Annotated in this window: 20 protein-coding genes and 3 pseudogenes; 13 read left to right on the forward strand and 10 right to left on the reverse strand. The window is 69.9% G+C overall.

What is annotated here, in order from left to right:
- The first annotated feature begins 927 nt into the window (after nucleotides 1-927).
- From ACFY9I_RS29325 to ACFY9I_RS29345, 5 genes and pseudogenes are all read left to right on the forward strand, one after another.
- A complete protein-coding gene (locus tag ACFY9I_RS29325) occupies nucleotides 928-1,065 on the forward strand; it encodes a hypothetical protein (RefSeq protein WP_391007017.1) in 138 nt (45 codons plus the stop codon).
- Between the two features lie 96 nt (nucleotides 1,066-1,161).
- Entirely contained in the window at nucleotides 1,162-1,818 is a 657-nt protein-coding gene (locus ACFY9I_RS29330; protein WP_391007019.1) for a helix-turn-helix transcriptional regulator, read from the forward strand.
- 204 nt (nucleotides 1,819-2,022) lie between these two features.
- Complete coding sequence (locus ACFY9I_RS29335) at nucleotides 2,023-2,760, forward strand: ATP-binding cassette domain-containing protein (RefSeq protein ID WP_391007021.1); 738 nt, start codon at nucleotides 2,023-2,025, stop codon at nucleotides 2,758-2,760.
- Entirely contained in the window at nucleotides 2,757-5,624 is a 2,868-nt protein-coding gene (locus ACFY9I_RS29340) for an FtsX-like permease family protein (protein ID WP_391007023.1), read from the forward strand. Before ACFY9I_RS29335 ends, ACFY9I_RS29340 begins: the two co-directional genes overlap by 4 nt.
- A gap of 95 nt (nucleotides 5,625-5,719) precedes the next feature.
- Nucleotides 5,720-5,800 (forward strand): annotated as a pseudogene (locus ACFY9I_RS29345) (DUF2587 domain-containing protein); the annotation flags it as partial.
- A gap of 871 nt (nucleotides 5,801-6,671) precedes the next feature.
- Here ACFY9I_RS29345 and ACFY9I_RS29350 read toward each other — a convergent pair.
- The 4 genes and pseudogenes from ACFY9I_RS29350 to ACFY9I_RS29365 form a co-directional block, all read right to left on the reverse strand.
- The gene (locus ACFY9I_RS29350) at nucleotides 6,672-7,022 is read right to left on the reverse strand and encodes a hypothetical protein (protein ID WP_391007304.1); all 351 of its coding nucleotides are present in this window, start codon (nucleotides 7,020-7,022) and stop codon (nucleotides 6,672-6,674) included.
- Between the two features lie 361 nt (nucleotides 7,023-7,383).
- Nucleotides 7,384-7,897, reverse strand: a pseudogene (locus ACFY9I_RS29355) (hypothetical protein); the annotation flags it as partial.
- A 496-nt stretch (nucleotides 7,898-8,393) separates the two neighbouring features.
- Nucleotides 8,394-8,801, reverse strand: a complete 408-nt coding sequence (locus tag ACFY9I_RS29360) for an NUDIX domain-containing protein (protein WP_391007024.1) — start codon at nucleotides 8,799-8,801, stop codon at nucleotides 8,394-8,396.
- 582 nt (nucleotides 8,802-9,383) lie between these two features.
- Nucleotides 9,384-9,971: an ABATE domain-containing protein gene (locus ACFY9I_RS29365; RefSeq protein WP_391007025.1), complete on the reverse strand. Its 588-nt coding sequence runs from the start codon at nucleotides 9,969-9,971 to the stop codon at nucleotides 9,384-9,386.
- Between the two features lie 86 nt (nucleotides 9,972-10,057).
- Here ACFY9I_RS29365 and ACFY9I_RS29370 point away from each other — a divergent pair, with 86 nt between their 5' ends.
- The 4 genes and pseudogenes from ACFY9I_RS29370 to ACFY9I_RS29385 form a co-directional block, all read left to right on the forward strand.
- Nucleotides 10,058-10,954: an alpha/beta fold hydrolase gene (locus ACFY9I_RS29370; protein WP_391007026.1), complete on the forward strand. Its 897-nt coding sequence runs from the start codon at nucleotides 10,058-10,060 to the stop codon at nucleotides 10,952-10,954.
- 43 nt (nucleotides 10,955-10,997) lie between these two features.
- Nucleotides 10,998-12,197: an FAD-dependent oxidoreductase gene (locus tag ACFY9I_RS29375; RefSeq protein ID WP_391007027.1), complete on the forward strand. Its 1,200-nt coding sequence runs from the start codon at nucleotides 10,998-11,000 to the stop codon at nucleotides 12,195-12,197.
- A 59-nt stretch (nucleotides 12,198-12,256) separates the two neighbouring features.
- Nucleotides 12,257-13,213 carry a GNAT family N-acetyltransferase gene (locus ACFY9I_RS29380; protein WP_391007028.1) on the forward strand — a complete coding sequence of 319 codons (957 nt, stop codon included), beginning with the start codon at nucleotides 12,257-12,259 and terminating at the stop codon, nucleotides 13,211-13,213.
- A gap of 111 nt (nucleotides 13,214-13,324) precedes the next feature.
- Nucleotides 13,325-13,444 (forward strand): annotated as a pseudogene (locus ACFY9I_RS29385) (site-specific integrase); the annotation flags it as partial.
- A 720-nt stretch (nucleotides 13,445-14,164) separates the two neighbouring features.
- On the opposite strand, the gene ACFY9I_RS29390 reads toward ACFY9I_RS29385, so the two are convergent.
- The 4 genes from ACFY9I_RS29390 to ACFY9I_RS29405 form a co-directional block, all read right to left on the reverse strand.
- Nucleotides 14,165-14,527, reverse strand: a complete 363-nt coding sequence (locus ACFY9I_RS29390) for a hypothetical protein (protein ID WP_391007030.1) — start codon at nucleotides 14,525-14,527, stop codon at nucleotides 14,165-14,167.
- A 63-nt stretch (nucleotides 14,528-14,590) separates the two neighbouring features.
- A complete protein-coding gene (locus ACFY9I_RS29395) occupies nucleotides 14,591-15,043 on the reverse strand; it encodes a hypothetical protein (RefSeq protein ID WP_391007032.1) in 453 nt (150 codons plus the stop codon).
- A 638-nt stretch (nucleotides 15,044-15,681) separates the two neighbouring features.
- On the reverse strand, nucleotides 15,682-15,948 hold the full coding sequence (locus ACFY9I_RS29400; protein ID WP_190047224.1) for a hypothetical protein: 267 nt from the start codon (nucleotides 15,946-15,948) through the stop codon (nucleotides 15,682-15,684).
- Nucleotides 15,949-16,051: 103 nt separating this feature from the next.
- The gene (locus ACFY9I_RS29405; protein ID WP_391007034.1) at nucleotides 16,052-17,197 is read right to left on the reverse strand and encodes a helix-turn-helix domain-containing protein; all 1,146 of its coding nucleotides are present in this window, start codon (nucleotides 17,195-17,197) and stop codon (nucleotides 16,052-16,054) included.
- Between the two features lie 167 nt (nucleotides 17,198-17,364).
- On the opposite strand from ACFY9I_RS29405, the gene ACFY9I_RS29410 reads away from it, so the two are divergent.
- The 3 genes from ACFY9I_RS29410 to ACFY9I_RS29420 all read left to right on the forward strand — a co-directional run bounded on the left by ACFY9I_RS29410 (nucleotide 17,365) and on the right by ACFY9I_RS29420 (nucleotide 19,055).
- Complete coding sequence (locus ACFY9I_RS29410; protein WP_056789649.1) at nucleotides 17,365-17,970, forward strand: hypothetical protein; 606 nt, start codon at nucleotides 17,365-17,367, stop codon at nucleotides 17,968-17,970.
- A gap of 456 nt (nucleotides 17,971-18,426) precedes the next feature.
- Nucleotides 18,427-18,648: a type II toxin-antitoxin system VapB family antitoxin gene (locus ACFY9I_RS29415; RefSeq protein WP_391007037.1), complete on the forward strand. Its 222-nt coding sequence runs from the start codon at nucleotides 18,427-18,429 to the stop codon at nucleotides 18,646-18,648.
- Nucleotides 18,645-19,055: a PIN domain-containing protein gene (locus ACFY9I_RS29420; protein ID WP_391007039.1), complete on the forward strand. Its 411-nt coding sequence runs from the start codon at nucleotides 18,645-18,647 to the stop codon at nucleotides 19,053-19,055. The genes ACFY9I_RS29415 and ACFY9I_RS29420 overlap by 4 nt, the downstream gene beginning before the upstream one ends.
- A 7-nt stretch (nucleotides 19,056-19,062) precedes the next feature.
- Here ACFY9I_RS29420 and ACFY9I_RS29425 read toward each other — a convergent pair whose 3' ends face one another.
- Both ACFY9I_RS29425 and ACFY9I_RS29430 read right to left on the reverse strand, forming a co-directional pair.
- Nucleotides 19,063-19,461: a hypothetical protein gene (locus ACFY9I_RS29425; protein ID WP_391007041.1), complete on the reverse strand. Its 399-nt coding sequence runs from the start codon at nucleotides 19,459-19,461 to the stop codon at nucleotides 19,063-19,065.
- Entirely contained in the window at nucleotides 19,458-20,312 is an 855-nt protein-coding gene (locus ACFY9I_RS29430; RefSeq protein WP_391007043.1) for an IS5 family transposase, read from the reverse strand. Before ACFY9I_RS29430 ends, ACFY9I_RS29425 begins: the two co-directional genes overlap by 4 nt.
- 1,096 nt (nucleotides 20,313-21,408) lie before the next feature.
- On the opposite strand from ACFY9I_RS29430, the gene ACFY9I_RS29435 reads away from it, so the two are divergent.
- Complete coding sequence (locus tag ACFY9I_RS29435) at nucleotides 21,409-23,547, forward strand: RICIN domain-containing protein (RefSeq protein ID WP_391007284.1); 2,139 nt, start codon at nucleotides 21,409-21,411, stop codon at nucleotides 23,545-23,547.
- Nucleotides 23,548-23,583 lie beyond the last annotated feature (36 nt).

Raw genomic sequence — 23,583 nt, forward strand, 5'->3', positions numbered from 1 at the left:
GTGGATAACTTCGACACTCGAACGGGGAGTTCCGCCCCCGCCGCCCCTGCCCGTCCCATCCCAGGGGCGCTGCCCCTTCGACCCCGGACCGCCCCGGGGGGGGGGGGGGGGGGGGGCCCCCCCCCCCCCCCCCCCCCCCCCCCCCGGGGCCCCCCCCCCCCCCCCCCCCCGGGGGGGGCCCCCCCCCGCCACCGCCACGCTGCCCACCGCGAGGGCGCTCATCGGACGCGGGTAACCGGGCCGGCGCGGTCCCTGGTCCGGGCGACCGTACGTACGTCCACGACGTCCCACGACGTCGGCGCATGGGCGCCTGTTCGATCCTGTCGCGGGTTGGAGCGAAGTGGCACGCCGGTCGGCCGCGGTGCCGACCACCGGACCGGCGCTGGGAGGTTCGCTGCCCGACCGCTTGATCGATCGACGGGGCCTGCGTTCGGCAGGACGCGACGCTGCGCTGCGCGCCGGGCAGTCCTCCACCCACCATCCCGTCCGTCCCGCGCCCGCCGGCCCCCTCGCGCCCGGCCACGGCGACGGTCTCCCCCGCACCGCCCGCTCACGCTCCCGCTCCGAACGGTTCCGCGGCCTCGAACGCCGCACCCACCCCGCCCGATCGTCCGTCCGCCCCGTCGGCGTCGCCTTTCTCCGGACCCGCCGGACCCGCCCGTCCGGCGGCCCCTGAGCCGTCGGGGCCGCCCGACGCGCCCGCGCCCAGCGACTCCGCCTCCCTCGGGGGGCGCCGGCGGGGGAGGGCCGGGAGCGGCCCGGCCGACCGGCCGACCCCTCCGGCTCGCCGTCCTCCACGAGCCCGGTGAAGCCCGCTCGTACTAAAACGGCAACAGAGGAGGAGCCCGCCGAGGAGTCGGACGAGGGGGCGAGGCGGTACCCAAGGCGGACGCCCCGGCCGCCGAGAGCTCGCCTGAGGAGCTGTCGGTGGCCGCTCACCGGACCGGCACCGAGGCCCCCCTCGACCTCTCCGACCGGCGGATTCCCGTGTTCACACTGGGCGTGGGGCTGGCTCTGGTGGGCCTCGGCATCGGCTTCCTCGGGGTGCGGATGCGCCGCCGCTGAGCGGCTCGCGACGGCCCGGGTCCCCCTTGAGTCGGACCTCCGGCGTCCGCCTCAGGACGCTTGTCCACGCGGACTTACTCGGTATACATACTCGGTATGTCCATCCGCCACGGGCTTCTCGCCCTCCTCGAACACGGCCCGCGCTACGGCTCACAGCTCCGTACGGAGTTCGAGTCCCGCACCGGCTCCACCTGGCCGCTCAACGTGGGTCAGGTCTACACGACGCTCAGCCGGCTTGAACGCGACGGCATGGTCGTGCAGGACGGCGAGGACAAGGCCGGCCACCCGCTCTACGCGATCACCGACAGCGGTCGCGTCGAACTTCGCAGCTGGTTCGAGAACCCCGTCGACCGCACCAGCCCGGCCCGTGACGAGCTGGCCATCAAGCTGGCCATGGCCGTCGGGGCGCCCGGGGTCGACATTCGTGACGTCATCCAGTCCCAGCGCCGGCACACCGTGAAGGCCATGCAGGACTACACCCGGCTGAAGGCGCAGGCCCTCACCGCCGTGGAGAAGAACGGGGTCCGGGAACGGGACGACATCGCCTGGCTCCTCGTCCTGGAGCAGCTGATCTTCCAGACCGAGGCCGAGGCGCGCTGGCTCGACCACTGCGAGTCCCGGCTGATCCGTCTCTCGTCGACCGCCCCGGTGGCGGGGCCGGAGCCGGCCTCGCCGGGGGCGGCAGCGGGAGCGGCGGGGATGGGGGCGCGGGCAGGGGCCGGGGCAGAGGGGGCCGCACGCCACCGCCCGTGATGTCCGCCCTTCACGACCGGCCTTGAGCACCCGAACGACCGGATCCACAGGGCCGACCGAGTCCACCGGCTCCACCCGACCCACCCGTAGCACCTGAAGACTCCCAACCACCCGACCAGACCCATACCGTACGCACGGCGCCGCTAACGACCGTCCGTCGCACCGACGTCCGGCCGTTCGCCGGCGTACGCCCGAGGGGGAACCATGTCCACACAGCAGCAGCCCGTGCTGCGTCTGCAGAACCTGACCCGCGTCCACGGCTCCGGCGCCACCGAGGTGCACGCCCTGCGCGGCATCGACCTCGACGTCCACCCCGGTGAACTCGTCGCCGTCATGGGCCCGTCGGGCTCCGGCAAGTCCACCCTGCTCACCATTGCCGGCGGCCTCGACACCCCCACCTCCGGGCAGGTCTTCGTCGAGGGCACCGACGTCGCCGCCCTCGGCATCAAAGGGCTCGCCGCCCTGCGCCGCCGCAGCATCGGCTACGTCTTCCAGGACTACAACCTCATCCCGGCCCTCACCGCCGCCGAGAACGTGGCCCTGCCCCGCGAACTTGACGGAATATCGGCCCGCAAGGCCCGCACCGAGGCCCTCGCCGCCCTCGCCGAGATGGACCTCGGCCATCTCGCCGACCGGTTCCCCGACGAGATGTCCGGCGGCCAGCAGCAGCGCGTGGCCATCGCCCGCGCCCTCGTCGGCGACCGCCGGCTCGTCCTCGCCGACGAGCCCACCGGCGCCCTCGACTCCGAGACCGGCGAGTCCGTGCTGGCCCTGCTGCGCTCCCGCTGCGACGCCGGAGCCGCCGGCGTCATGGTCACCCACGAGCCGCGGTTCGCCGCCGGGGCCGACCGGGTCGTCTTCCTGCGGGACGGCGCCGTCGTCGACCAGACCGTACGCAGCGACGCCGAGTCGCTCCTGACCGGCCGGGCGGCCCAGCGGTGACGACCTGGTTCCACTCCTGGCGGGTCGCGGTCCGCATCGCCCGCCGTGACGCCTGGCGCTCCAAGGGCCGCAGCTTCCTCGTCCTCGCCATGATCGCGCTGCCGATCCTGGGCGTGAGCGCCCTGGACCTGACCGTGCGCAGTGCCGAACTCACCCCCGCGCAGCGGATGGAGCGCACCCTGGGTGCCGCCGACGCTCGCTTCTCCGACGCCGGGGCGGCCGGCGTGGCCATCCTGCAGGACCCCGACGGCGAGCAGCACACCCCGGCCGGGGACTACGACTCGCCGGGCAAGTCCTGGCCCGACGGCCCGACCGATGTCACCAAGACCATTCCGGCCGGTTCGACGGTGCTGACCGACAGCAGGGGCAGCGCCAAGCTGACCACCAGGCACGGTCTGCTCCAGGCAGAGGTCCGTGAGCTGGCCGCCGCCGATCCCGTCGCCCGGGGCATCATGCGGCTGCAGGAGGGCCGCTTCCCCGAGCAGAACGACGAGATCGCCGCGACCACCCGGTTCCTGGAGAGCAGCGGGCTGTCCGTCGGCTCCACCCTCACCGCCCGCGGCTTCGACCGCACCTATGTGATCAGCGGCTCGTACGAGCTGCCCAGCGACCTCACGGCACAGCAGGTCAACGCCCTGCCGGGGGCCTTCCTCGCGCCGTACGCCAAGGCGGTCGAGAAGGCCGGACTGCCGAAGCCCGACGTCTCCACCACCTACCTGGTGAAGAAGTCCGGTGGTTTCACGTGGAACACGGTCCAGGCGATCAACGTCAAGGGTGTCCTGGTCACCTCGCGCGCCGTGGCCCTCGACCCGCCCGCCGACTCCGAGGTGCCGCTCTACCAGAAGGAAGGCTGGGCCAACTACGAGAGCAGCGGGGCCGCCGACGCCGCCGATCTCGCCGCCGTGGGCACGGTCGTCGGTCTGGCGATGCTGGAGATCTGCCTGCTCGCCGGTCCCGCCTTCGCCGTCGGTGCCCGTCGTTCCCGCCGCCAGCTGGGCCTCGTCGGCGCCAACGGCGGTGCCCGCAGCCACATCCGGGCCATCATGCTGAGCGGCGGCCTCGTCATCGGCGTCGCGGCGGCCCTGGTCGGCACGGTCCTCGCCCTGATCCTGACCTTCGCCCTCCGGCCGCTCCTCGAGGACTACATGGGGCAGCGGTTCGGCGGCTTCACCGTCAAGCCGCTGGAACTGCTCGCCATCGCCGCGCTCGCCGTCCTCACCGGCCTGCTCTCCGCGATCGTCCCGGCCGTCACCGCCTCCCGGCAGACCGTCCTGGCCTCCCTCACCGGCCGTCGCGGCGTGCGCCGCAGCAACCGCGTGCTGCCGCTGATCGGCCTCGGCGCCTTCCTGCTCGGCGCGGCCATCGCCCTGTACGGCTCGGTCGTCTCCGACCAGTTCGTCCTGGTCGCGGGTGGCTCGGCCATCGCCGAGCTGGGTGTGGTCGCCATGACGCCCGCCCTGGTCGGCCTGTTCGGCCGGGCCGGCCGCTGGCTGCCGCTCTCGCCGCGCCTCGCCCTGCGGGACGCCGTCCGCAACCGGGGCCGTACGGCACCCGCTGTCGCCGCCGTCCTGGCCGCCGTCGCGGGCACCGTCGCCGTCTCGACATACGCCGCGAGCCACGACGCCCAGAGTCTGGCCGAATACCGGGCCAGCCTGCCGCACGGGGCCGTCGCCGCGCTCGTCACCGAGGAGGGCGGCCGGGACGTCCCCGAGGTCCGCGACGCCGTGCAGCGGTCGCTGCCCGTCGACGTCCGCGCCGACGTGTTGCGGATCGCCGTCGGCAAGCCCGGCTGCGCCCCGTATGGCGAGGGCGAGGGCTGTGGCCGCTTCGAGGTCGTCACCCCGCCGGCCAACGAGTGCCCGCTGTGGGTCAGCACCCCCGACGGCTCCGACCCGTCGGAGAAGTACACCAAGGAGCAGCGGCGCGCGCTCGCCAAGGACTGGCGCTGCCTCTCGAGCGACGGCAACGGCATCTACGTCGAGGGCGGTCTCCTCATCGCCGACGCCCCGCTCCTGAAGGTCCTCGGCATCGACGACCCGGGCGCGGCCAAGGCCCTCGCCGACGGAAAGCTCCTCAGCTTCCACAAGCCCCAGGTCGACAGGAACGGCACCGTCGGCATCAAGCTGATCACCGACCTGAAGGCCGCCGACCGCGCCGCCGAGCAGAACAAGCCGGTCCCGGGCGAGCTGAAGTCCTTCCCCGCATACCAGGTGGCCGGCTCGCCCGACTCCTACGGACTGCAGAGCGTGCTCAGCCCCGCCGCCGCCAAGGCCGCCGGGCTGACCACCGTCCCCCTCGGCGCCTACTTCAGCACCGACCGGATACCCAGCACCGAGGAGCGGCAGAAGCTCGACGCCGAGATCGCCAAGCTCGGCAGCGACGTCGAGCTGACCGTGGAGCAGGGCTGGGTCGACGAGAACGGGCTCGTCCTGCTCGCGCTGACCGTCTTCGCCGGCCTGGTCACCATCGGTGCGGCCGGCATCGCCACCGGTCTCGCCCAGGCCGACGCGGAGGCCGATCTCAAGACGCTCGCAGCGGTCGGCGCCCCGCCCCGGGTGCGCCGCACGCTCAGCGGCTTCCAGTGCGGTGTGGTCGCCGCGATGGGTGTGGTCCTCGGCTCGGCTGCCGGTGTCCTGCCCGCGGTCGGGCTGCGGCTCACCGAGGAGCGCGAGCAGATGCGCTTCTACCAGGAGGCTCTCGACAATGGCTGGGGCGGCGCCGGTGACGCCCCGCCGTACGTGCCGATCGTCGTCCCCTGGGAGACACTCGCCGCCCTCCTGGTGGCCGTGCCCCTCGGCGCCGCCCTGCTGGCCGCGCTGGTGACCCGCTCGCGCGGGGCGCTGGCCCGCCGCGCCGCGCACTGAGCCTCCGCTGCCGGACCGTGCCCCTGGACGAGGGTGGATCACCCTCGTCCAGGGGCACACCGTGTGGGAAAGCGTGCGTGCGAGAGAATGGCGGCATGGAGATGCCGAGGAATGACAGGTCGCAGGAGAGCCCCCAGGTCCTCATCCTGGGCCAGGACGGGATGGCGCTCGGCGGCACTAACTAGGGATCACCTTCCGTCCCGGCCGTACTCCTTGGTCGGTCTGCACGCTGTCGCGAACAAGGTAGGCCGACAGGGCACGCCACGTGGTGTGATGACGAGGTAGTCCCCGTCCGGAGGGATGCTGCTCGAAGCTGGCCAGCGCTTCCGGGCATCTCTACCTCTGGGCGCGACGACCGTTGCGCGGGGCCCAATCTCGGGGTGCGGGAGTACTCGCAAACCGCAGCAACGACACCCCTATGAAACAAGTCCCGGGTCGCTGACCTGGGGCTTGAAGAAGAGCGGGTGACGAGAATCGAACTCGCGCTCTCAGCTTGGGAAGCCACCGCGCTTGACTGGTCCCTGTGGCTCCGACCTGCGTAAATGCCCTGTGGTGAAGTGGCTGTTCCGGTCGGAGCGCACCCCTGTTGACCGTGGTTGACCGCCCTTACGGGCACGCTATGGGCACGGAGCCACAGAGAGGGCGAGCCCTTTCCTGCAGTCGCTGTACCACGTCGGCGCTTGGTCATGGGGGCCGAGCCGGGATTGATGCAGCGGACTGCTGGCTGCGGCGGGCCAGACGGTGCCCGGCGTGATGGACTGTTGTCCGCGATGTGGCCCTTGCGGTTCGAGTCCGGGGTGCCCACGCGGTCCTTTCCAGCGAACCAGGGGCAGCGGAACTTCTCGGGTTGGTACTGGTCGGTGAAGTGTCGGCGTCTGACGACATGCCTGCGCGTTCTGGCGAAACACGGCCTGGGCGCGGGCCAACTGCTCCTCCGCCGCGACGCATCCGACAAGAGACCTCGATCGCTTCTGGTGCCCATGACTCTCTCCCGCCTCACTGCATTTCACCGCGGGGAGCGGTCGGTGTGGTGCGGGTTCGGGTGCGTCAGTTCTCGTGGACGCGGAGCGAGCCGCAGACCACGAAACCGTCATCCGAGCCGTCCGAGACGAGCAGCGTGGTGTATCTGGACCGGTGTCTGTCCGGGATGTCCACGAACTCGTCGATGCCGGTGGTGGCCGTGTCCGGGGCGGGGGAGATCAGGAGCTCGGGGTACTGGGACTTCAGCTTCATGCCCAGGACGTCGAGGAACTCGATTTCCACCGTCCTGTCCAGTGCGCCTCCCGAGCGTCCCCGCAGCACGAGACGGCGATGGGACGCCTGGTAGGACCAGAGCTGGAAGGGCCGCTTGAAGTGGAGAGGAAGCTTCCCCTCCCGGCCCACGACTTGCGGTTGCACAGCGTTCACCCTCCGAAGGGACTGGAGACGACGTCCCGATATTCGTCGTACCAGGCCCCGGGCCTGCACGGAGGCCGGGGCGTTCTTGATCTGCGACAGTCCCATGCGGTGTTGTCGCCGATGCCCGGGGTGTCCACACCGTCCATGGAACGGGCGAGCCCCGCCGCGTCGTCCATGCCTTCGAGGTTGAAGTGGATCTGCACGGTGCTCTTCGGGTCGATGGCCTCCTTGAAGGTGGACGTCCGGTTTCCGTCACCCAGTCGGTGTACATCTTGGCCCCGGTCCGGTCGGCGAAGTCCGCGAGCGCGAAAGGGTTGTCCGCCGTCTCCGTGAACCCGAGCGCGATGGACGGGGGGGCACTCGTTACGTCGAACTTCGTGCCGGTCGTGTTCGGCGGTACGAAGACCCGGAGCGCGAGCTTCTGGGAGTCGCGGAGGGAGAGCGGCTTGGCCGGAGATACGCGCGGTCGTGCCCGGCGCGGACCACTTCAGGTCCACCGCGCTGCGGCCGGTCTCCTGTTCCGTCTCCCACGACGCGAAGTGCAGTGACGATCCGAGGGTTTCCGGGTCCAGACAGGCCACGGCCGGGTCGGGGTCGATCGCAGAACACAGCCGGGCGCCGGTCACCTTCGCCCCGCCGTCCGGCAGGAAACCACCGCTGCGGCGGCCGCCGACCGCGTGGGTCAGCACCCGGGCCGGGTCCGCGGACGGGGCTCGCTTGCCGGAACCGTCGAGCAGGGGACGCACCCGATCGTCCCCGGCGAGGAAGAGCCGGGCCGCCGCGGCGATGTACGTGGCGCCCGCCTTGTGCTGCTCGGCGGCGGTCAGCCGGGTCGCGGCGCCCGGCGTGCACACCGGGTCCGGCTTTGATCTATCAACACTCCGACGACGATCGACGGCAGGAAGTTGCTGCCGGGCTCGACGCGACCGTACGCAAGGCACGCCAGGAAGCTGCTGCCGTGCCGGACGACCCACCCGACGAACCCGCCGATCAGCGTTCTGGCACGAATCTGGCACGCGGCGAGTAACTGACGACGACAGCAAAAGGCCGGGTCGCTGAACTGGGCCTTTGTTATGGAGGGGGTGACGAGAATCGAACTCGCGCTCTCAGCTTGGGACGCTCAGGGCATATGGGGCTTGCTCCGAGGCTGACCTACGGCTGAGCGGTGTCAGCGCCTGGTGCGAGGCCAGCTGGATCCCCGTGGTTCTCGGCACGATCTGGCATGGGTCTGGCACGACCTCTTCGTCCCGAACTCTCGGCTGGGAGGTCATTGCGGTCTGGTCGGCTGGTCAGTCGGCCATCGTCAGTTGTTGACGCTCGGCTGCGGTCGTGGTGGTTGCTGTACTCCACTGCTGTACAGCGGTCACGGGATCAGGAAAGCCGCCCGGCCTCGTGAAGCGCGTCGAAAGCCATCTCGTCGACGGCCGAGACTCGGTCCCGATCGGCGTAGCGGAACCACGCCTTCTCGGCGATCTCCCTCGACGGGGTCAGCTCACCGCGGTGATCGGCGGTGTAACAGATCATCCGGAAGGGGCCGTGATCCGGATGGCCCTCGCCGATCTCGAAAGTGCCGAAGTGCACCATGGAACCGGGGTTGATCGCCGCCTGGAGTTCCTCGTCGATCTCCCGCACCAGGGTCTCGCCGTCGGACTCGCCCGGCTCACGATGACCGCCTGGGAGGTAGAAGCGATCTCTGCCGTGACTACGCGTCACCAACACTCGGTCGTCCCGAACCAGGATCCACGCCACCTTCTCCGGCACACCGTTGTCATTCACCATGGTTCGGGACCGTATCGGGGGGCATCGTCTGCGTCAGCACCGTCCGCAGACCGAGCTTGGGAAGCTGCGATCATTTGCGGCCGGCTTGGAACCCGCCAGCATGCACGAGGGCTTCGGGTTCTACGACCTCCGCCATACCGGACACACCCGGCCCATCAGCACTGGGGCGACCCTCCACGACACAGTGGTGCGCGCCGCACAGTCCTCAGGCGAGGCTGCGGCGGTGATGCCTCATCGTTACCCATCGAGCGTCGAGCCATCAGCCTGAAGCGACGGCGCTTGTGCGGGCTCTATGGCGATGACCTGCGTAGACGCATGCTCTGTGCGGGGGTGGCGCGGTCGGGTCACACCGCCGTGGACCGTGGTTGTCCGCTCTTACGGGCACACCATGGGCACGGCCCACGAAGGCACGGGCTTCCGGGGAGCCGCACGGCCCATGCAGTGTTGCGGTGCCTCGTTCTTGCGGTCGGCGGTACGCATGCTTGCACCTGCACACCGAGTGCAGCCCTCTTTCGCCGAGAAGGGGGCCCACAGACCGGCGACGTGCGCTGATCACCGCCTCCCGTGCGCAGGTGCCTGTGGTCACCGCTTCCGGTCGGTGACCTGCTTGTGGCGCTGGTAGTAGCGGGCGACCCGCACGCGGTTACCGCAGCGGTCGGCCGAGCACCATCGGCGGCGGGGGTGTGCGGGGAGGAAGAGCATCACGCAGTCGTCGGCCTCGCAGCGCTTGAGCCTGGTGATCGCCGGGTCGGCGAGCAGGTCGGCGGCGGCCTCGGCCAGGCGGGCGGCGAGACGGACGCCCAGTGGGCCCGGGCGGCGGACTGTGGCGGTGACGGCTGAGCCGTCCCAGGCGAGTTCGCGTACGGCGGGAGCGGCGCACTGGGCATCGGTGAGGGCGCGCAGGCCGGCTTCCGGCGGCGCCGCGCCACGCAGCAGGGCGTGCAGGACCGCTTCGGTGTGGGCGCGTACGGCGTGGACGGGGGCGAGGTCGCTCTCTGCCGGCACCGAGTCGCCTGCCTCAACGCGCAGGCGGTCGTCCTCCAGCGCCAGCCAGGCGGCGAGCCGCTGTGGGGTGTCGAGCAGGTCGGTTCGGCCGTCGTTGCCCGCAGGGCGGGTGTTGACGAGGTCGAGGGCCAGGGGTTCTCCGGTCAGCGGCTCGCTGTCACTCATATGCCTAATGGTACATGGGCGGGTTGACGCATTAGATTGACGAGGGTTAGATCTAATGCATCATCCCGCAAGAAGGGCATGTGAAAATGACGGTGCTCGCAGAAACGTCCTGTATCTCGGTCCCCGCCCGCACGGTCCACCGGTACGTCGAGGTGGACGGTGTGGAGGTCTTCTACCGGGAGTCGCTTCCGGAGCGTTCCGACGCCCCGGTGCTCCTGCTCCTGCACGGCTTCCCCTCCGCCTCGCACCAGTTCCGACGTCTCATGGACAGCCTGGGCCGGCACTACCGGCTGATCGCCCCCGACTACCCCGGCTTCGGACACACCCGCACCCCGGAGGACTTCACCTATTCCTTCGAGCGACTGGCGAACGTCGTCGAGGGCTTCACCGAGCGGCTCGGGCTGAGCCGGTACGCGATGTACCTGTTCGACTTCGGCGCCCCGGTCGGCTTCCGCCTGGCGCTCCGTCACCCCGAGCGCGTGGCCGGGCTGCTCGTACAGAACGGCAACGCCTACCTGGAGGGGCTGTCGGACACGGCCCGCGATTTCATCGCGCTCACCCCGGAGACCCCCGGTGCCGAGTCCACGATCCTCAACCTGTTCACCCTGGCCGCCACGCGCGCCCAGTACGAGGGCGGCACCGCCGATCCGACGCTCATCGCGCCCGAGGGCTGGCTACTGGACCAGCACTTCCTCGACCAGCCCGGCCGCAAACACGCGCAACTCGCCCTCGCCTACGACTACAAGAGCAACCTCGCCGCATATCCCGCCTGGCAGGCGTGGCTGCGCGAGCACCGCCCGCCGACGCTGATCGCCTGGGGCACCGGTGACCCCTTCTTCACCGAGTCCGGCGCCCGCGCCTACCTGAACGACGTACCGGAAGCGGAACTGCACCTCTTCCGGACCGGTCACTTCGCTCTGGAGGACCACCTGCCCGAGATCGCCCCGCTCGCCGCCCGCTTCCTCGACCGTATCTGGGTATGACCGCCCGCCGGCACACCCCGCCTCACCAGTGGAGCAGCCTGCCATGACGGCCCTGTCCGCCCGTACATCCGCCCGCCCGCAGAACCTTGGCCCGCGCGATGCCGCCGATGTCACCCCCGTCGTCGTCCTCGGCGGCGGTTACGCCGGCCTGACCGCGGCCCTACGGCTCAGCCGCAGCCACCACATCACCCTCGTCGACGCCACCGGAACCTTCGTCGAACGCATACGACTGCACGAGGCGGCCGCAGGACGCCCGTTACGCGCGTTACCGCTCGGCGAACTCGTGGCCGGACGCGACATCACCACCGTCACCGCACGCGCCCTCGCGATCGATGTGACCGCCCGCACCATCCGCCTGGACGATGGCACCCATCTCGGCTTCCGCACCCTCGTCTACGCGCTCGGCAGCACCACCGACACCGCCGCCGGTGCCCGGTGCCGCCGAGCACGCGCTGACGGTGGAGGACGCCACGGCCCTGCACGCCCGGCTCTCCGGGCGCAGCGGCACGGTTGCCGTCGTCGGCGGTGGCCTCACCGGGATCGAACCGCCACCGAACTGGCCGAGGCCGCACCGCGGTGGCAGGTGCGCCTGGTGACCGGACGGCATCCAGGCGCCGGTCTGTCGGCCAGGGCCCGGCGGCACATCGCCGCCGCACTCGAGCGGATGGGCGTCAAGGTCCACACCCACACCCGCGTCACCACCGTCCACGACGATCACCTGGACACCGACCGTGGTGACATCCCCGCCGACCTGGTGGTGTGGGCCGCTTCCTTCACGGTGCCCGCCCTGGCCGTCGCTTCCGGGCTGGCGGTCGACACCGAGGGGCGCGCCCTGGTCGACCACGCCATGCGCTCGGTGTCCCACCCGGACGTGTTCGTGGTCGGTGACGCGGCGGCGGTGACCGTGCGGGGACCAGGCCGACTCCGTATGGCCTGCGCCACGGCCATGCCGAGCGGCGCGCACACCGCCGAGGCCATAGAAGCGATCACACGCGGGCGGGAGCCGAGGCCGTTCCGATTCAGATACCTCGGGCAGGCGGTCAGCCTCGGTCGTCACGACGGGGTCTTCCAGCCCACCCGCGCCGACGACAGCCCGCACGGCCCCGTCCTCACCGGACGTCCGGCTGCCCGGATCAACGAGTGGATCAACCGCTACACCTTGGCGTCCCTGCGCGCCGAACGGCGCCGTCCCGGCTCCTACCGGTGGGCGAGACCACTCCGGAAGAACCCGTCCGCGCCCTGACGGTCCCAAGACCCTTCCGTCTCCGCCCTCCCTGCCCCTCCACTCCGTCCGGAGGCACCGTGCTCTTCCGTTCCCTGACCGCATCCGATCTCGACCGCGTCCTTCCCCTGCTCCTGCCCGGCAGCGTCGGCGCCTGGGCCGACGCCGACACGTTCCGAAATGGGCTCGCCAAGGGCGAGTACCGGCCCGAATGGACCTGGGTCGCCGAGGACGGCGGTGAGCCACACGCCCTCGCCCTGTGGTGGGGCGCTCCTCACGACACCCGGCCCAGCGTCCTCAACACGCTCCACGTGCGGGAATCCGCCGGATCCGAGGAGACCCGCGCGGCGCTGGCCGCGAAACTCCTCACCACCGCGCACACGGCCTTCGCCGCCCGCGGGCAGGACAAGCCACCGGAGTACCACGTCCTTCTGCCTGCCGACTGGCGCGACCGCCCCGAAGCCGTCGCCGACCTCGCCTGGCGGCAGGAGGCGTCCCGCCGCGCCGGCCTGATCGTGCCGCTCGAACGACTCCGCTACGAGTGGACATCCGAGAACGGCATGCCCGCGCCGTCCAACCGCCTCCGCTTCCGCCCCGAGCCGGATGACGAGGTCTTCACCGACCTCTTCCGCCGCGTGCTGGAAGGCACCCTCGACGTCAACTCCCGCACCGAGGCCGAGATGATGGGAGCCGATGCCCAGGCCCGCGCCGACCTCGCCTTCTACCGGGACACCATGCAGGGAGAACGGTCCTGGTGGCGCATCGCCGAAACGCCCCGGGGCGAACCCGTCGGCTTCGCCCTGCCCTCCCGCAACACGACCTCGCACGTTGTCGGCTACCTCGGCGTCCTGCCTCAACACCGTGGCCACGGTTACGTCGACGACCTCCTCGCCGAGATCACCCGCCTCCTCTCCGAGGAAGCCGGCGCCGACCTCATCCGCGCCGACACCGACCTGCCCAACCGCCCCATGGCCGCGGCCTTCGAACGCATCGGCTACCGCAACTTCGCGCGCCGCCTCGTCCTCTCCGCTCCCTAGCCAGGGCCTGTCCGGCGGACCTCCTGGACCCAGCGACGTGCCTCCAGGGCCTGAAGCCCTGGGAGCTGCCAGATCCCTGTCGGTGGCGTTCCCCGGACGGCGGTGCTGGTGCAGTCCTCCGAGAAGGCCGCGCTGATCTATCAGCACTCCGACGGCGAGCGACAGCAGGAAGTTGCTGCCGAACTCGACGCGACCGTCCGCCAGGCGCGCCAGGAAGCACAGAAGCAAGCACAGGAAGCTGCGGTCGTGCCAGAAGAAGAGACAGCCGACCCCGACGATCAACGTTTCTGGCACGGATCTGGCACACGACCGCTGATCACGACGGACAGCAAAAAGGCCCGGGTCTCTGACCTGGGCCTTAGTCATGGAGCGGGTGACGAGAATCGAACTCGCGCTCTCAGCTTGGGAAGCGCCGGCGCTTGGGCGGTTGCATGGCTTCTGACCTGTATTGATCTGTCGTGCCGACGGTGTAGCGCGGGCCCGGTCACACCGCTGTTGACCGTGGCTGTCCGCTCTTACGGGCACACTGTGGGCACGGGCTCGAAGGACGGTCGGTAGAACCCGTGCGCGAACGAATGCTGCGCTTGGCTGGGCTGGTGGAGGCGTCCAGCTCGGGTGTGCCTTCGCGCGTGCGTACGCCTTCCGGTGCTGTGTGCCCCTGCTACGGGATCGACTCCCGCATGGAACAGCGCTCAACCCAAGCTCACTTGTCGATTGCTGGGCCGTACTACTGCAGTGCCTGGCCGGTGACGGCGGCGATGCACTAGAAGCCCCGGTCGCGATGCCAGAGGTGCGACCCATGCAAATTCCGTTGTGGCGACCGCCACGAGGTCGACAGGCCCTCACCTCACAGGTCGGCTGGGTGTTGCCATCACGACTGCACACGGGGATTCAAACCTTGATCTCGCCGGCCGGCCAGTTGATGCCCACTGCGGCAAGTGTGCGGGAACGTCAGGACGGCTGGGTCGGCCCATCGGCCGAGTGGCGGCTGTGAGCCGCGCTGGACCTGCCGATCGCGAACGTGGACGAAGTCACATTCCCGATATGGACGTCGTTGGACGGCTCCGGCCTCGTGAGGAAGTCCCGCAGGGCGCGTCCTGTGGGAGCGATGTGCGGGACGATACTGATCAGGAAAGCGGCGCCGAGCACCACCGCGGCCAGCTCTCCGGCGTCGCCGAGCAAGGTGAACAGGGGCGGGACGGCGAACAACAGGAAAGCCAGTGTGAAGAAGGTCGGAACATGCTCCCGGTCCTCCCCCCTGCGGGCGGCCGAGCGCTCATGGAACTCGACGTCTCCTTCCTCGTTGTGAGCCACAACCTTCCAGCCTTCGATGTCTCGGGCTGAGACGGAAAGCCGTAGTGCCACGGTCTGACCCCGCTACAACTGGCCGATGGTGAAAACGGCTTCGCGTGGGGTCTGCTCGCGCTCTGGTCGCCTGGCCACACCCATCTCGCGCTCGGGCTCCGATGTGAGCACCGCTTCGATGATCTGGGCGCCCGGCGGGAAGCTGAAACGCAGTTGCTCATCCTTGACGACCCGGTTGCCGGTGTTCTCGACCCGGAACTCGACTGAGCTCAAGCCCTCGATGGAGTGCCCGTTGTAGCTCAGCCGGAGCAGCCGACGGATCCTCTCGTCCGTGGACACCATGGCGTTGTGGACCTTGGCGTCCCAGGAGAGCCGTTTGGTCGGTTCGCGGCGAAGTTTCACGCGCTCGATGGTGACGGTACCCAGCACACCGATGACTGCGCCCACGACGGCAACGAGGAGGTTCTGCTGGAACTCGGTCAGCACGACTTCAGCGGCCACCATCACGGCAGAGACCGACTCCATAACCGTCCCCCGTTTTCCATGTCTCCCGACCAAGGTCAGCTTAGCCAGGGCGACGTGGCGAAGTCGGTGACTTCCCAATTGCCCATGTCGAGGGCTGCCCGGGGCGTCGTGGCTGCCGCACACAATCGTTGCGGACCGGCGGTGGGCGCCCTTGCGGATGCACATTCTCGCGCTAACACACGCGACGGCGTCGAGCTGTACGTCCCCAGCTTCCGCAAGTCCTAGGAACTGTCGGCAGCGAGTCCGCCGGCCCGTGCGGCCGGGTATCTGTCAGGCAGCTGGTGTCGGCGTGCCCCAGGTGGTGCGCAGTCTGAACGGTGGCGATGAGGTTGGGATGCTCGGAGTCCAGTCAGTCCAACGGGTCCGCACCGCCACTACACCCGCTGTCCGGACCGGGGGCCTTCCCGACGGCGGTCACCGGCGTGCCCCAGTCATGCCAGAAGGGACTTCGCTCTGTTCCCAAGCCTTAAGCGTCGGTGCCCGGGGTGCCGCCAGCGGCGGTGGTGTCCGAGGCGCACACCGTCACCGAAAGCAGCGAGCCCAGCCGGGGCTGGTGCCGAGTGCGGGGCCGTCGTCCGCGTACGCGAGCCCCGGCGCCAGGACGCCCGCCAGGAGCACCGCGGCGGCCGCCGCGCGCCTCAGCACGTGCGTGCCCCGTCCGGTACGTAGTCGGTCACCATCCAGCCGTTCGGCCACTTCTCCGCCGTCGCCGTCGCGACGTAGCGGCGCGGCTGGTTCGTCGGGAGGGGAAGGACCTTGTTAGTGCGGGTGTCGATGGTCTGCCACTTCGACAGGTCGACGCAGTCCTCGATCGTCGCGGTCGGCAGCTTCGCGACCGCGTCGAGCGAGGTCACCTTCGCGTCGTGTCCGAGCTCGCCCCGGATCACGGTGCGCTGTTCCTTCATGTGGGCCAGATCCGAACGGAACTTCGACAGCGCGTCGGTGCTTGCGTAGTTCTCCAGGTCGGTGCCCTTGGCAACGGCCTTCCCGTTCGAAGTTACTCATCGGTCACCCGGTCTGTCCAGAGTCCGAGTCTGTGATCCAGCGCCCTTCGGCGGAGTCGTGCACGTACGCCGGCCTCCCCCTGGTCCCGCTCGTGCGGAACGGCTTCCCGCCGTCCGTGATCCGCACCGTCCCCGTGCGGCCCCCGGCGCTCCACTCCAGCTCCAGGTCCCAGCGGCAGTCGCAGCCCGCCGTCCGCGCGGAGACCAGCAGCTCCTCGGGGTCGGAGGAGGTGACCTTGTACGGGAAGGAGACGGCCGGGATCTTCCGGACCTTTGCGCCGGAGGCGTCAAGGCCGTCGACGGGCCTCGCGAGCGGGCGCGGCCGGTCGAGGTCCACGGCGAAGTGGCGCGGGGTGACGGCGCCGCCACAGCCGTTGTCCATCCGGTACGCGTTCCACGGCAGCGGCGCGGCGCGGTCGACCACGCGCACGTGCAGGGCATGGAGGACGACGGCGTCGGACGGCGACCGGCCCTGGACCGTGATCCGCACCAGCGCCTCCGCGCCGTGCACGGCACCGTGCGTCCCGGCCCACGCCCCGGAGTCGGCCGCGACCGGCGGCGGGGCGACCGCGCGGGGGGCCCGGTCCACGAGGTAGGTGTGCCCGCAGTCGCCCTCCCAGAGCTGGGAACCGATGCTCCAGGTGAAGGGGAGGGGGGCCGCGGTCCGTCCCGGAGCGGTGGAAGCGGGAGCGGGGGCGGAAGCCGTACGGGTGGGGTGGCCGAGCAGGGCGGCGGCGAGGGCGAGCACGACGAGGGCGACGGCGGCGGCGACGAGGAGGGGAGCGGGGGCGCCACGACGGGGGCGGGCGCGGGGCGCCTCCGGCGCGGACGGTTCCGGGTTCGATTCCGGCGCGGCCGACACGGCTGGCACAGGCGTGGGTGCGGGCGAGGCCGCTCGGCGGCGGGCGCGGTCCGCCTCCGTCCAGGCCGCCTCCAGGGCCCGCCGTTCCTCCTCGTCCGCCCCGCACAGCAGGGCGAGGCGGTCGACCACGGCGAACTCCTCCGGGACGGTCGCGCCCGAGCAGTAGCGGTGGAGGGTGGACGCGCTGACGCTCAGCCGCCGGCCCAGCGCCTCGTAACTCCTCCCGTCCCGCGCCTTCAGCGCGCGCACGAGCCCCGCGAACTCCTCGACGGCGGCGTCCTTCGGCATTCCATCCCCCTCGACCCTGCGTCCCATCCTTCACGTCCTTGCACGTCAGCGGGGGTGGAATGGTTCCGGGACGGCTGGTGGGCGCGTGATCGTTGCAGCCGGCGGGCGCCGGCCCCACGCTGGTTGAGCACTGACCGAACGAACGACCCGACGGGGGATCCACCACCATGAACAAGCTCCGCACCGCACTCGCCACCGCAGCCGCTGCCGCACTGGGCCTCGCGGCCCTCGCCACAGCCCCGGCGCAGGCCGCTGCCCAGCCCGCCTTCCTCGCCGCCTCCCAGATGCCGCCGTCGTCGACGCCGTGGACCGCCACCCAGGTCTTCACCGGCGTCCCGGAGAACGGCGGCGTCCTCTGCGCCCCGTACAAGATCCCGGCGCAGAACACCCGCTACCGCGAGTTCAGCACCGAGCTCGACACCAACGGCGTCCAGGTCACCACCGTCGCCCGTACCGAGGCCGACGCCGTGAAGCTGGTTGACACCCTCCGCGGGGCCCTCGCCGGCTGCGGCCCCCTGCTGGAGCAGCAGAACCCGGGCCTGCAGGCCGTCAGCGCCTCCCACGGCAAGCTCGCCGTCGAGGAGGGCGCCTGGGTCTACAGCCTGGACACCGCCGACCCGCAGATCGGCATCTCCGACATTCACCTGTTCTCCGTCGGCCGCGACGGCCGCACCGTCACCCTCGTCCGCTGGGGCCAGATGGGCGACCTCGAGGACGCCCCGCTGACCGCCTTCCGCACCACGACGAAGACCGCCGTCAACAAGCTCCACTGACCCGGGGGCTCCCCCGACGGCTGACCACGGCTCGACAGCGGCGCGGCCGAAACCCGGGCGCGCCGCTGTCGTGCCCACCTGCTCCGCCGACGGCGACCACTTCCTGGCCTTCACCAGCATCGCCTGCACCCTCATCTGCTACCGCAGACTCGCCAAATGAGATGGTCTCTTATGTTCCGGGTCAAAATTGGCGACCGTGGTGAGAGTGCTGCGGAAAGCGGCGGGCCATGCCTGATGACGGCCGACCTCCCCCTCGATACCACCGGGCAATGGTGCCAACAGCGTTGCCGAGACCGCATCCACCATGAACCTCCCCCAATGCACCCTGCACGGCAGTAAGAGCACGTTAGGGGCGGCGGCAGCCCCCTACTGCAGGACATTCACCGCCTGTGGCCTCGTGAATGTTGGTGGCGTATTCTTTTTTATACATCACCAACATCGTGCAGGAGGTGCCGCGTGTCTGTGACCCAGATCGACATCGACGACGACGCCCTGGAACGTGCCATGGCTTTGTCCAAGGTCAGGACCAAGAAGGAGGCAGTCAACCTTGCCCTGCACTTCTATGCCGAGCAGCAGGAGCGTGCGGCGCGCATCAGCCGCCACTTCGAGCGTGCGCGTGGATGGGGTGCCGTCGAGGACGCGGAGCGTCTGCACCGTGCGGAGAAGGACAGCCGGTGATCTACCTGCTCGACACGTCTGGCTTGGTCCGGCTGCTCCGCGATCCGAAACTGCAGTCGGCTTGGTACGACGCGATCGACGCCGGGGCCGTCGCATCCTGCTATGTGCAGCGCGCCGAGTTCCTTCACAGCGCGCGGAACGGGCGCGAGTACGACGAGATCACGGACATGTTCACCGACCTGTACCCCGATGTGGCGGTGCCGAAGAACGCGGGCCGCTGGATCGGTGCGGTGCAGCACCGGATGGCCCAGGCCGGGGAGCACCGCAGCGCTTCGGCGGTGGACCTCGTCATCGCCGCGACCGCAGCCCATCACGGACTGGCTGTCCTGCACGACGATGCCGACTACCGCGCCGTTGCCCGGCACGCATCCGACTTGACCGAGCACAACATCCGCGACATCGCCTGAGTGGACGTTAAGTCCGTTTCTGGTAGCGGCCTCGTCCGGGTTGGGTGAGGAAGCCTTGGCGGGTGAGGCGTCCGAGGCGGCTGCGGGTGATGTTGACGGATGCCTCGTCGGTGGGCATGCCGAGGAGTTCGTGCAGCTGACGGTCTCGGAACTCTTGATCGGGATGCTGGTTGAAGGTGTTCACGATGGCCTGGTAGGCGGTGTTCGTCTCGGGTGGTGCGGGTTGGCCTCCAGCCGGGGCGAGTTCGGCGATGACCTTCCGGGTGGTGGCCAGGTCCGCGAGTCGCGCTTCGGTCTCGGCCAGGGCGGCGGTCAAGTGCTGTATCCGGTCGTGCAGTTCGCCGGCCCGGGCTGCGGTCTCGTCGTGCTGGGCCTGGAGGTCGGCCAGGAGCTGGATGACGTTCACGCGGCCAGCCCGAGGGTGTCGCGCCAGGACGGAGCGGGTGTGGTGAGGCGGCGGGTCATGTTCGCGATGGAGGCCCAGTAGACGCGCGAGGTGGAGGTGTCGGGCCGGTGATCGTACTCGCGGGCCAGTCGGCGGTGCAGCATCAGCGTGCCGTTGACCTGCTCCACGATCCACCTCTTCGGTTGCGGGACGAAGCCTTTGCCCTGGTCAGCCGGGTTGCGGCGGACGACTTCGACGTCGATGTCCAGCAGGGCACCGTGGATGAGCACCTCGTCCTTGAAGCCCTGATCCACCAGTGCCTTCTCCAGACGCATCCCGCACCGCTCGGCGGCCTGGTCGAGCAGGGCGGTGCCGGCGGTGTTGTCGTGGGCGGATGCGGCAAGCACGACGACGCCGATGATCAGCCCCAGCACGTCGACGGCCAGTCCCCGCTTGCGGCCCGAGACCTTCTTGTTGGCGTCCAGCCCCGTCGTGGTCTTCGGGACACCCGCGGCCGCGCGCACGGACTGGGTGTCGATGATCACGAGGGACGGGTCCTCTAATCGCCGGGCTCTCTCCCGGACCTGGCAGCGCAGGAGTTCCTGGATCCGCTGGTCAAGGCCGTCCTGACGCCACAGCGTGAAGTAGTAGAACACCGCCGACCAGGCGGGAAGGTCATGGGGCAGGTAGCGCCACTGACAGCCCGTCCGGTTCTGGTAGAAGATCGCGTTCACGACCTCCCGCAGATCGCAGGCCCCGGGATCACCGGTCGCTGACCGCGCCACCCTCGCCTGCTTCCAGGCCGTGATCATCGGCTCGATCAACGCCCACTGGACGTCCGATAAGTCGCTGGGGTACGGCTTTCTCTCCATGTCCCGCATCTCAACATGGACATGCCCATTGCATGGCCCGCGCGGCCATCAGTACCACGATCGAGCGACCACGAACCAGGGAAGATCGGACTTAACGTCCACTGAGAGGTTTCCACCATGCCTGCGTCAGGCGAGGGTGGCGGACCACGTCGTCATCCGGAGGGCACGGGGCATCGCCTGGGTGCCGCCTGGTCCGTCGGTTTCCGCTGTGGCGTGCTCGTCGAAATCCTGCCTGCTGGGCAAGAGTTGGGCAATCGGCAGTGCGGCGGCGTCCGTGAACGCAATCTGTCTCTCCGAGGGGACGGGCAAGCTGAGGGCTCACAGGCGTGGCCGATGGGGCTGATGCAGCGAAACCGCAGGTCTGTGGCACCTTTCGGGGTCCGAAGCAGTGAGCCTGCCATGGCCACCGAGAGCTCGTGCCCTCCACGTGCCCAATCTTCGTGCATCTGCAGACAGGTCTCCGGCGGAAAACCCCCGTCAATGCACAAGCCCCAGGCCGCTGACCTGGGGCTTCAAAAAGAGCGGGTGACGAGAATCGAACTCGCGCTCTCAGCTTGGGAAGCGACGGCGCTTGACCGCCTATCAGTGCTCTGACCTGCACATTTACACTCCTTCGATGGTGGCGGTGAGGGCCGCGAGACGCCTCTGTCGACCGTGGTTTCCCGCTCTTACGGGCACGCGGAGGGCACGGAACGAGGGACTCGGAAGACCGGTGCGATCAGGAGGCCATGTGTGCGGAGCCGCTCTGCGCGGAGGGCAGCACACTCGAGAGCCGTCGCGGTCGCACACGGGTTGCAGCGTCCCACGACCTCGCGCGTGGTAGAGCGTGAGACCGCCCGGGCCCTGTCCGCGGCGTACCGCGGTCGACGGACGCACGCAGCAGTACAGGCGGTCGTCTCGTCAATATCCGGTCACCGCCTGCACGCGAAACACTTTCGGAAACGTGCCCGTGACACACAGCCGCCGCTTCCCAATACTGTCCTCACCTTTCGTCCGGCAATCTCTGCCAGAGGAACCGCTCAGGCCCAAAGGAACCGCGTTGATTCGTTCACTGATACGGAAGGTGCTCGCGGCAGCGGCGGCTGCGGGCACCGGTATGGCATTCACCATCGCTTCCGCGGGGACCGCGTCGGCTTATCAGCCGAGTCCCGAGAGTCTTTACACGGCGACGAATGCCGCCGCGTGCAATAAGAGTCCCTGCGTGCTGTACCCGAAGTCGGCCCAGTTGCCGAGCGGCCGGATCGTGGCGACGTTCGAGGACAGCGAGACCGCTCCGGTGGGGCAGACCATGCCCGTCTACAAGAGTGATGACGACGGCACGACCTGGGCGAAGCTGGCCGATGTCAAAGCCCCCGCATACCTGTCCGGCGACTCCGCGTACGCGAAGTACACGAGCAACTGGACCAACCCGTATCTCTACGTTCTCCCGCAGGACGTGGGCAATCTGAGCGCCGGCACGCTGCTGCTCGCGAGCATCGTCTCGGGCGACGACTATTACTACAAGGAGCAGAAGGCGGCGAATTCCAGCTGGACGCCGACCGGCGACGGCGACCGGAAGGACGTGGCGCTGGCCCTGTACTCCAGCACCGATGACGGGGCGACCTGGAGTTTCCAGAACATCATCGCGGCCGGTGGCTGGCAGGGCGGCAGCGCGGGCAGCCTCGGCCGCACCTCGACGGCGAACACGTCCAAGCAGGTCGACCCGGTCTGGGAGCCGCACCTGCTCGCCCACAAAGGGCAGCTGATCGCCTACTACTCCGACGAGAACGACTACACGGGCTACGACACCGGCACCGGCGCCCCGACCCTCGACCCCGACAACGCCACAGCCACGGACTCCGGCGGCCAGGTCCTGATGCACCGCACCTGGGGCGGCACCAGCACCTCCGGCTGGAGCAGCCCGGTCGTCGACGTTCCCGGCTCGACGGTGAGCATGGGCAGCGGCAAGACGGAGATCGGCGGCGGACGCCCCGGCATGACCACGGTCGCGCCGACCACCGACGGCAAGTGGCTCATGACGTACGAGTACTGGGGCGGCGGTACGAACGTCCGGTACCGGATCGCGGACGACCCGACGAAGTTCCTCTCGGGCACGGACGCGGCGATCACCTCGCTGCCCGTGCCGTCAGGCGGCAACACGCTGTCCACGGGTGGCAGCCCGGTCCTCCTTCCGATGCCCGACGGGCGGATCGCGTACAACGCGTCCGGCAGCGGCAGCGTGTGGGTGAACGAGTCCGGGCTGAGCACCGGCACCTGGAAGCAGTACCAGACGACGATCGCCGGTGGGTACAGCCGTCATCTCCAGTACGTCGACGGAACGGGACGCGTGCTGATCCTGCAGGCGTCGTGGAGCGGCACGAGCGTCGGACCGGTCAAGTACGCCGAGGTCGACCTCGGCCGGTCCGACGGCGCCTACTACACCCTCGTCAACCGGCTGACCGGCCAGGCCCTCGCCCCCGCCTCCGGCAAGACGCAGGACGCGAACCTCACCGGCGACGTACCCGACCTGGTCACGAGCGCCGTGAGCTCCTCGGACGACACCCAGCGCTGGCACACCCAGGCCAAGGGCTCCGACATCACCCTGCTGAACAAGGCCGGCGGCCGCGCGGTCGCGATCTGGACCGGCACCGCGACGGCAGGGCAGAAGCTGGCCCAGTGGGTGGACGACGATGCCACCGACAAGCGGTGGACGCAGGTCGCCTCCTCCACCAGCGGGTACTACAAGCTCCGCTCGGTCCGCAACACGAGCCTCTACATGACCGGCGCGGCCGCGGGCGGCTCCGTCACCCTGGCCGCGTCGACCGACGACGGCTCGCAGGACTGGAAGCTGGTCAAGGACCCGCTGCCCACGGACGCGACGTTCACACTGAAGGGCAGCCACTCCGGCCGCTGCCTCGACGTCCCGAACGGCCAGACCGGCGTCCAGGTCCAGATCTACGACTGCGTGGGCAACGCCAACCAGACCATCACCCGGACCAGCGCGGGCGAACTGCGGATCTCCGGCAAGTGCCTGGCCGCGAACGCCGACGGCACCACCGCGGGCACCAAGCTGATCCTGTGGGCCTGCAACGGCAAGACCAGCCAGCAGTGGGCGTTCCGCGTGGACGGCACGATCGTCAACCGCTCCAACGGCCTCGTCATCGACGTGACCGGCTGGGGCACCGCCAACGGTTCGAAGGTCCAGCTGTGGACCGGCCTCGGCAACGCCCCCCAGCAGTGGAGCAGGGTCTCTTAAGTCACACCGCGGGCGCCGGAGGCTTGTCCGCCGGCG

Source organism: Streptomyces sp. NPDC012510 (assembly GCF_042955065.1).
GTDB lineage: Bacteria > Actinomycetota > Actinomycetes > Streptomycetales > Streptomycetaceae > Streptomyces.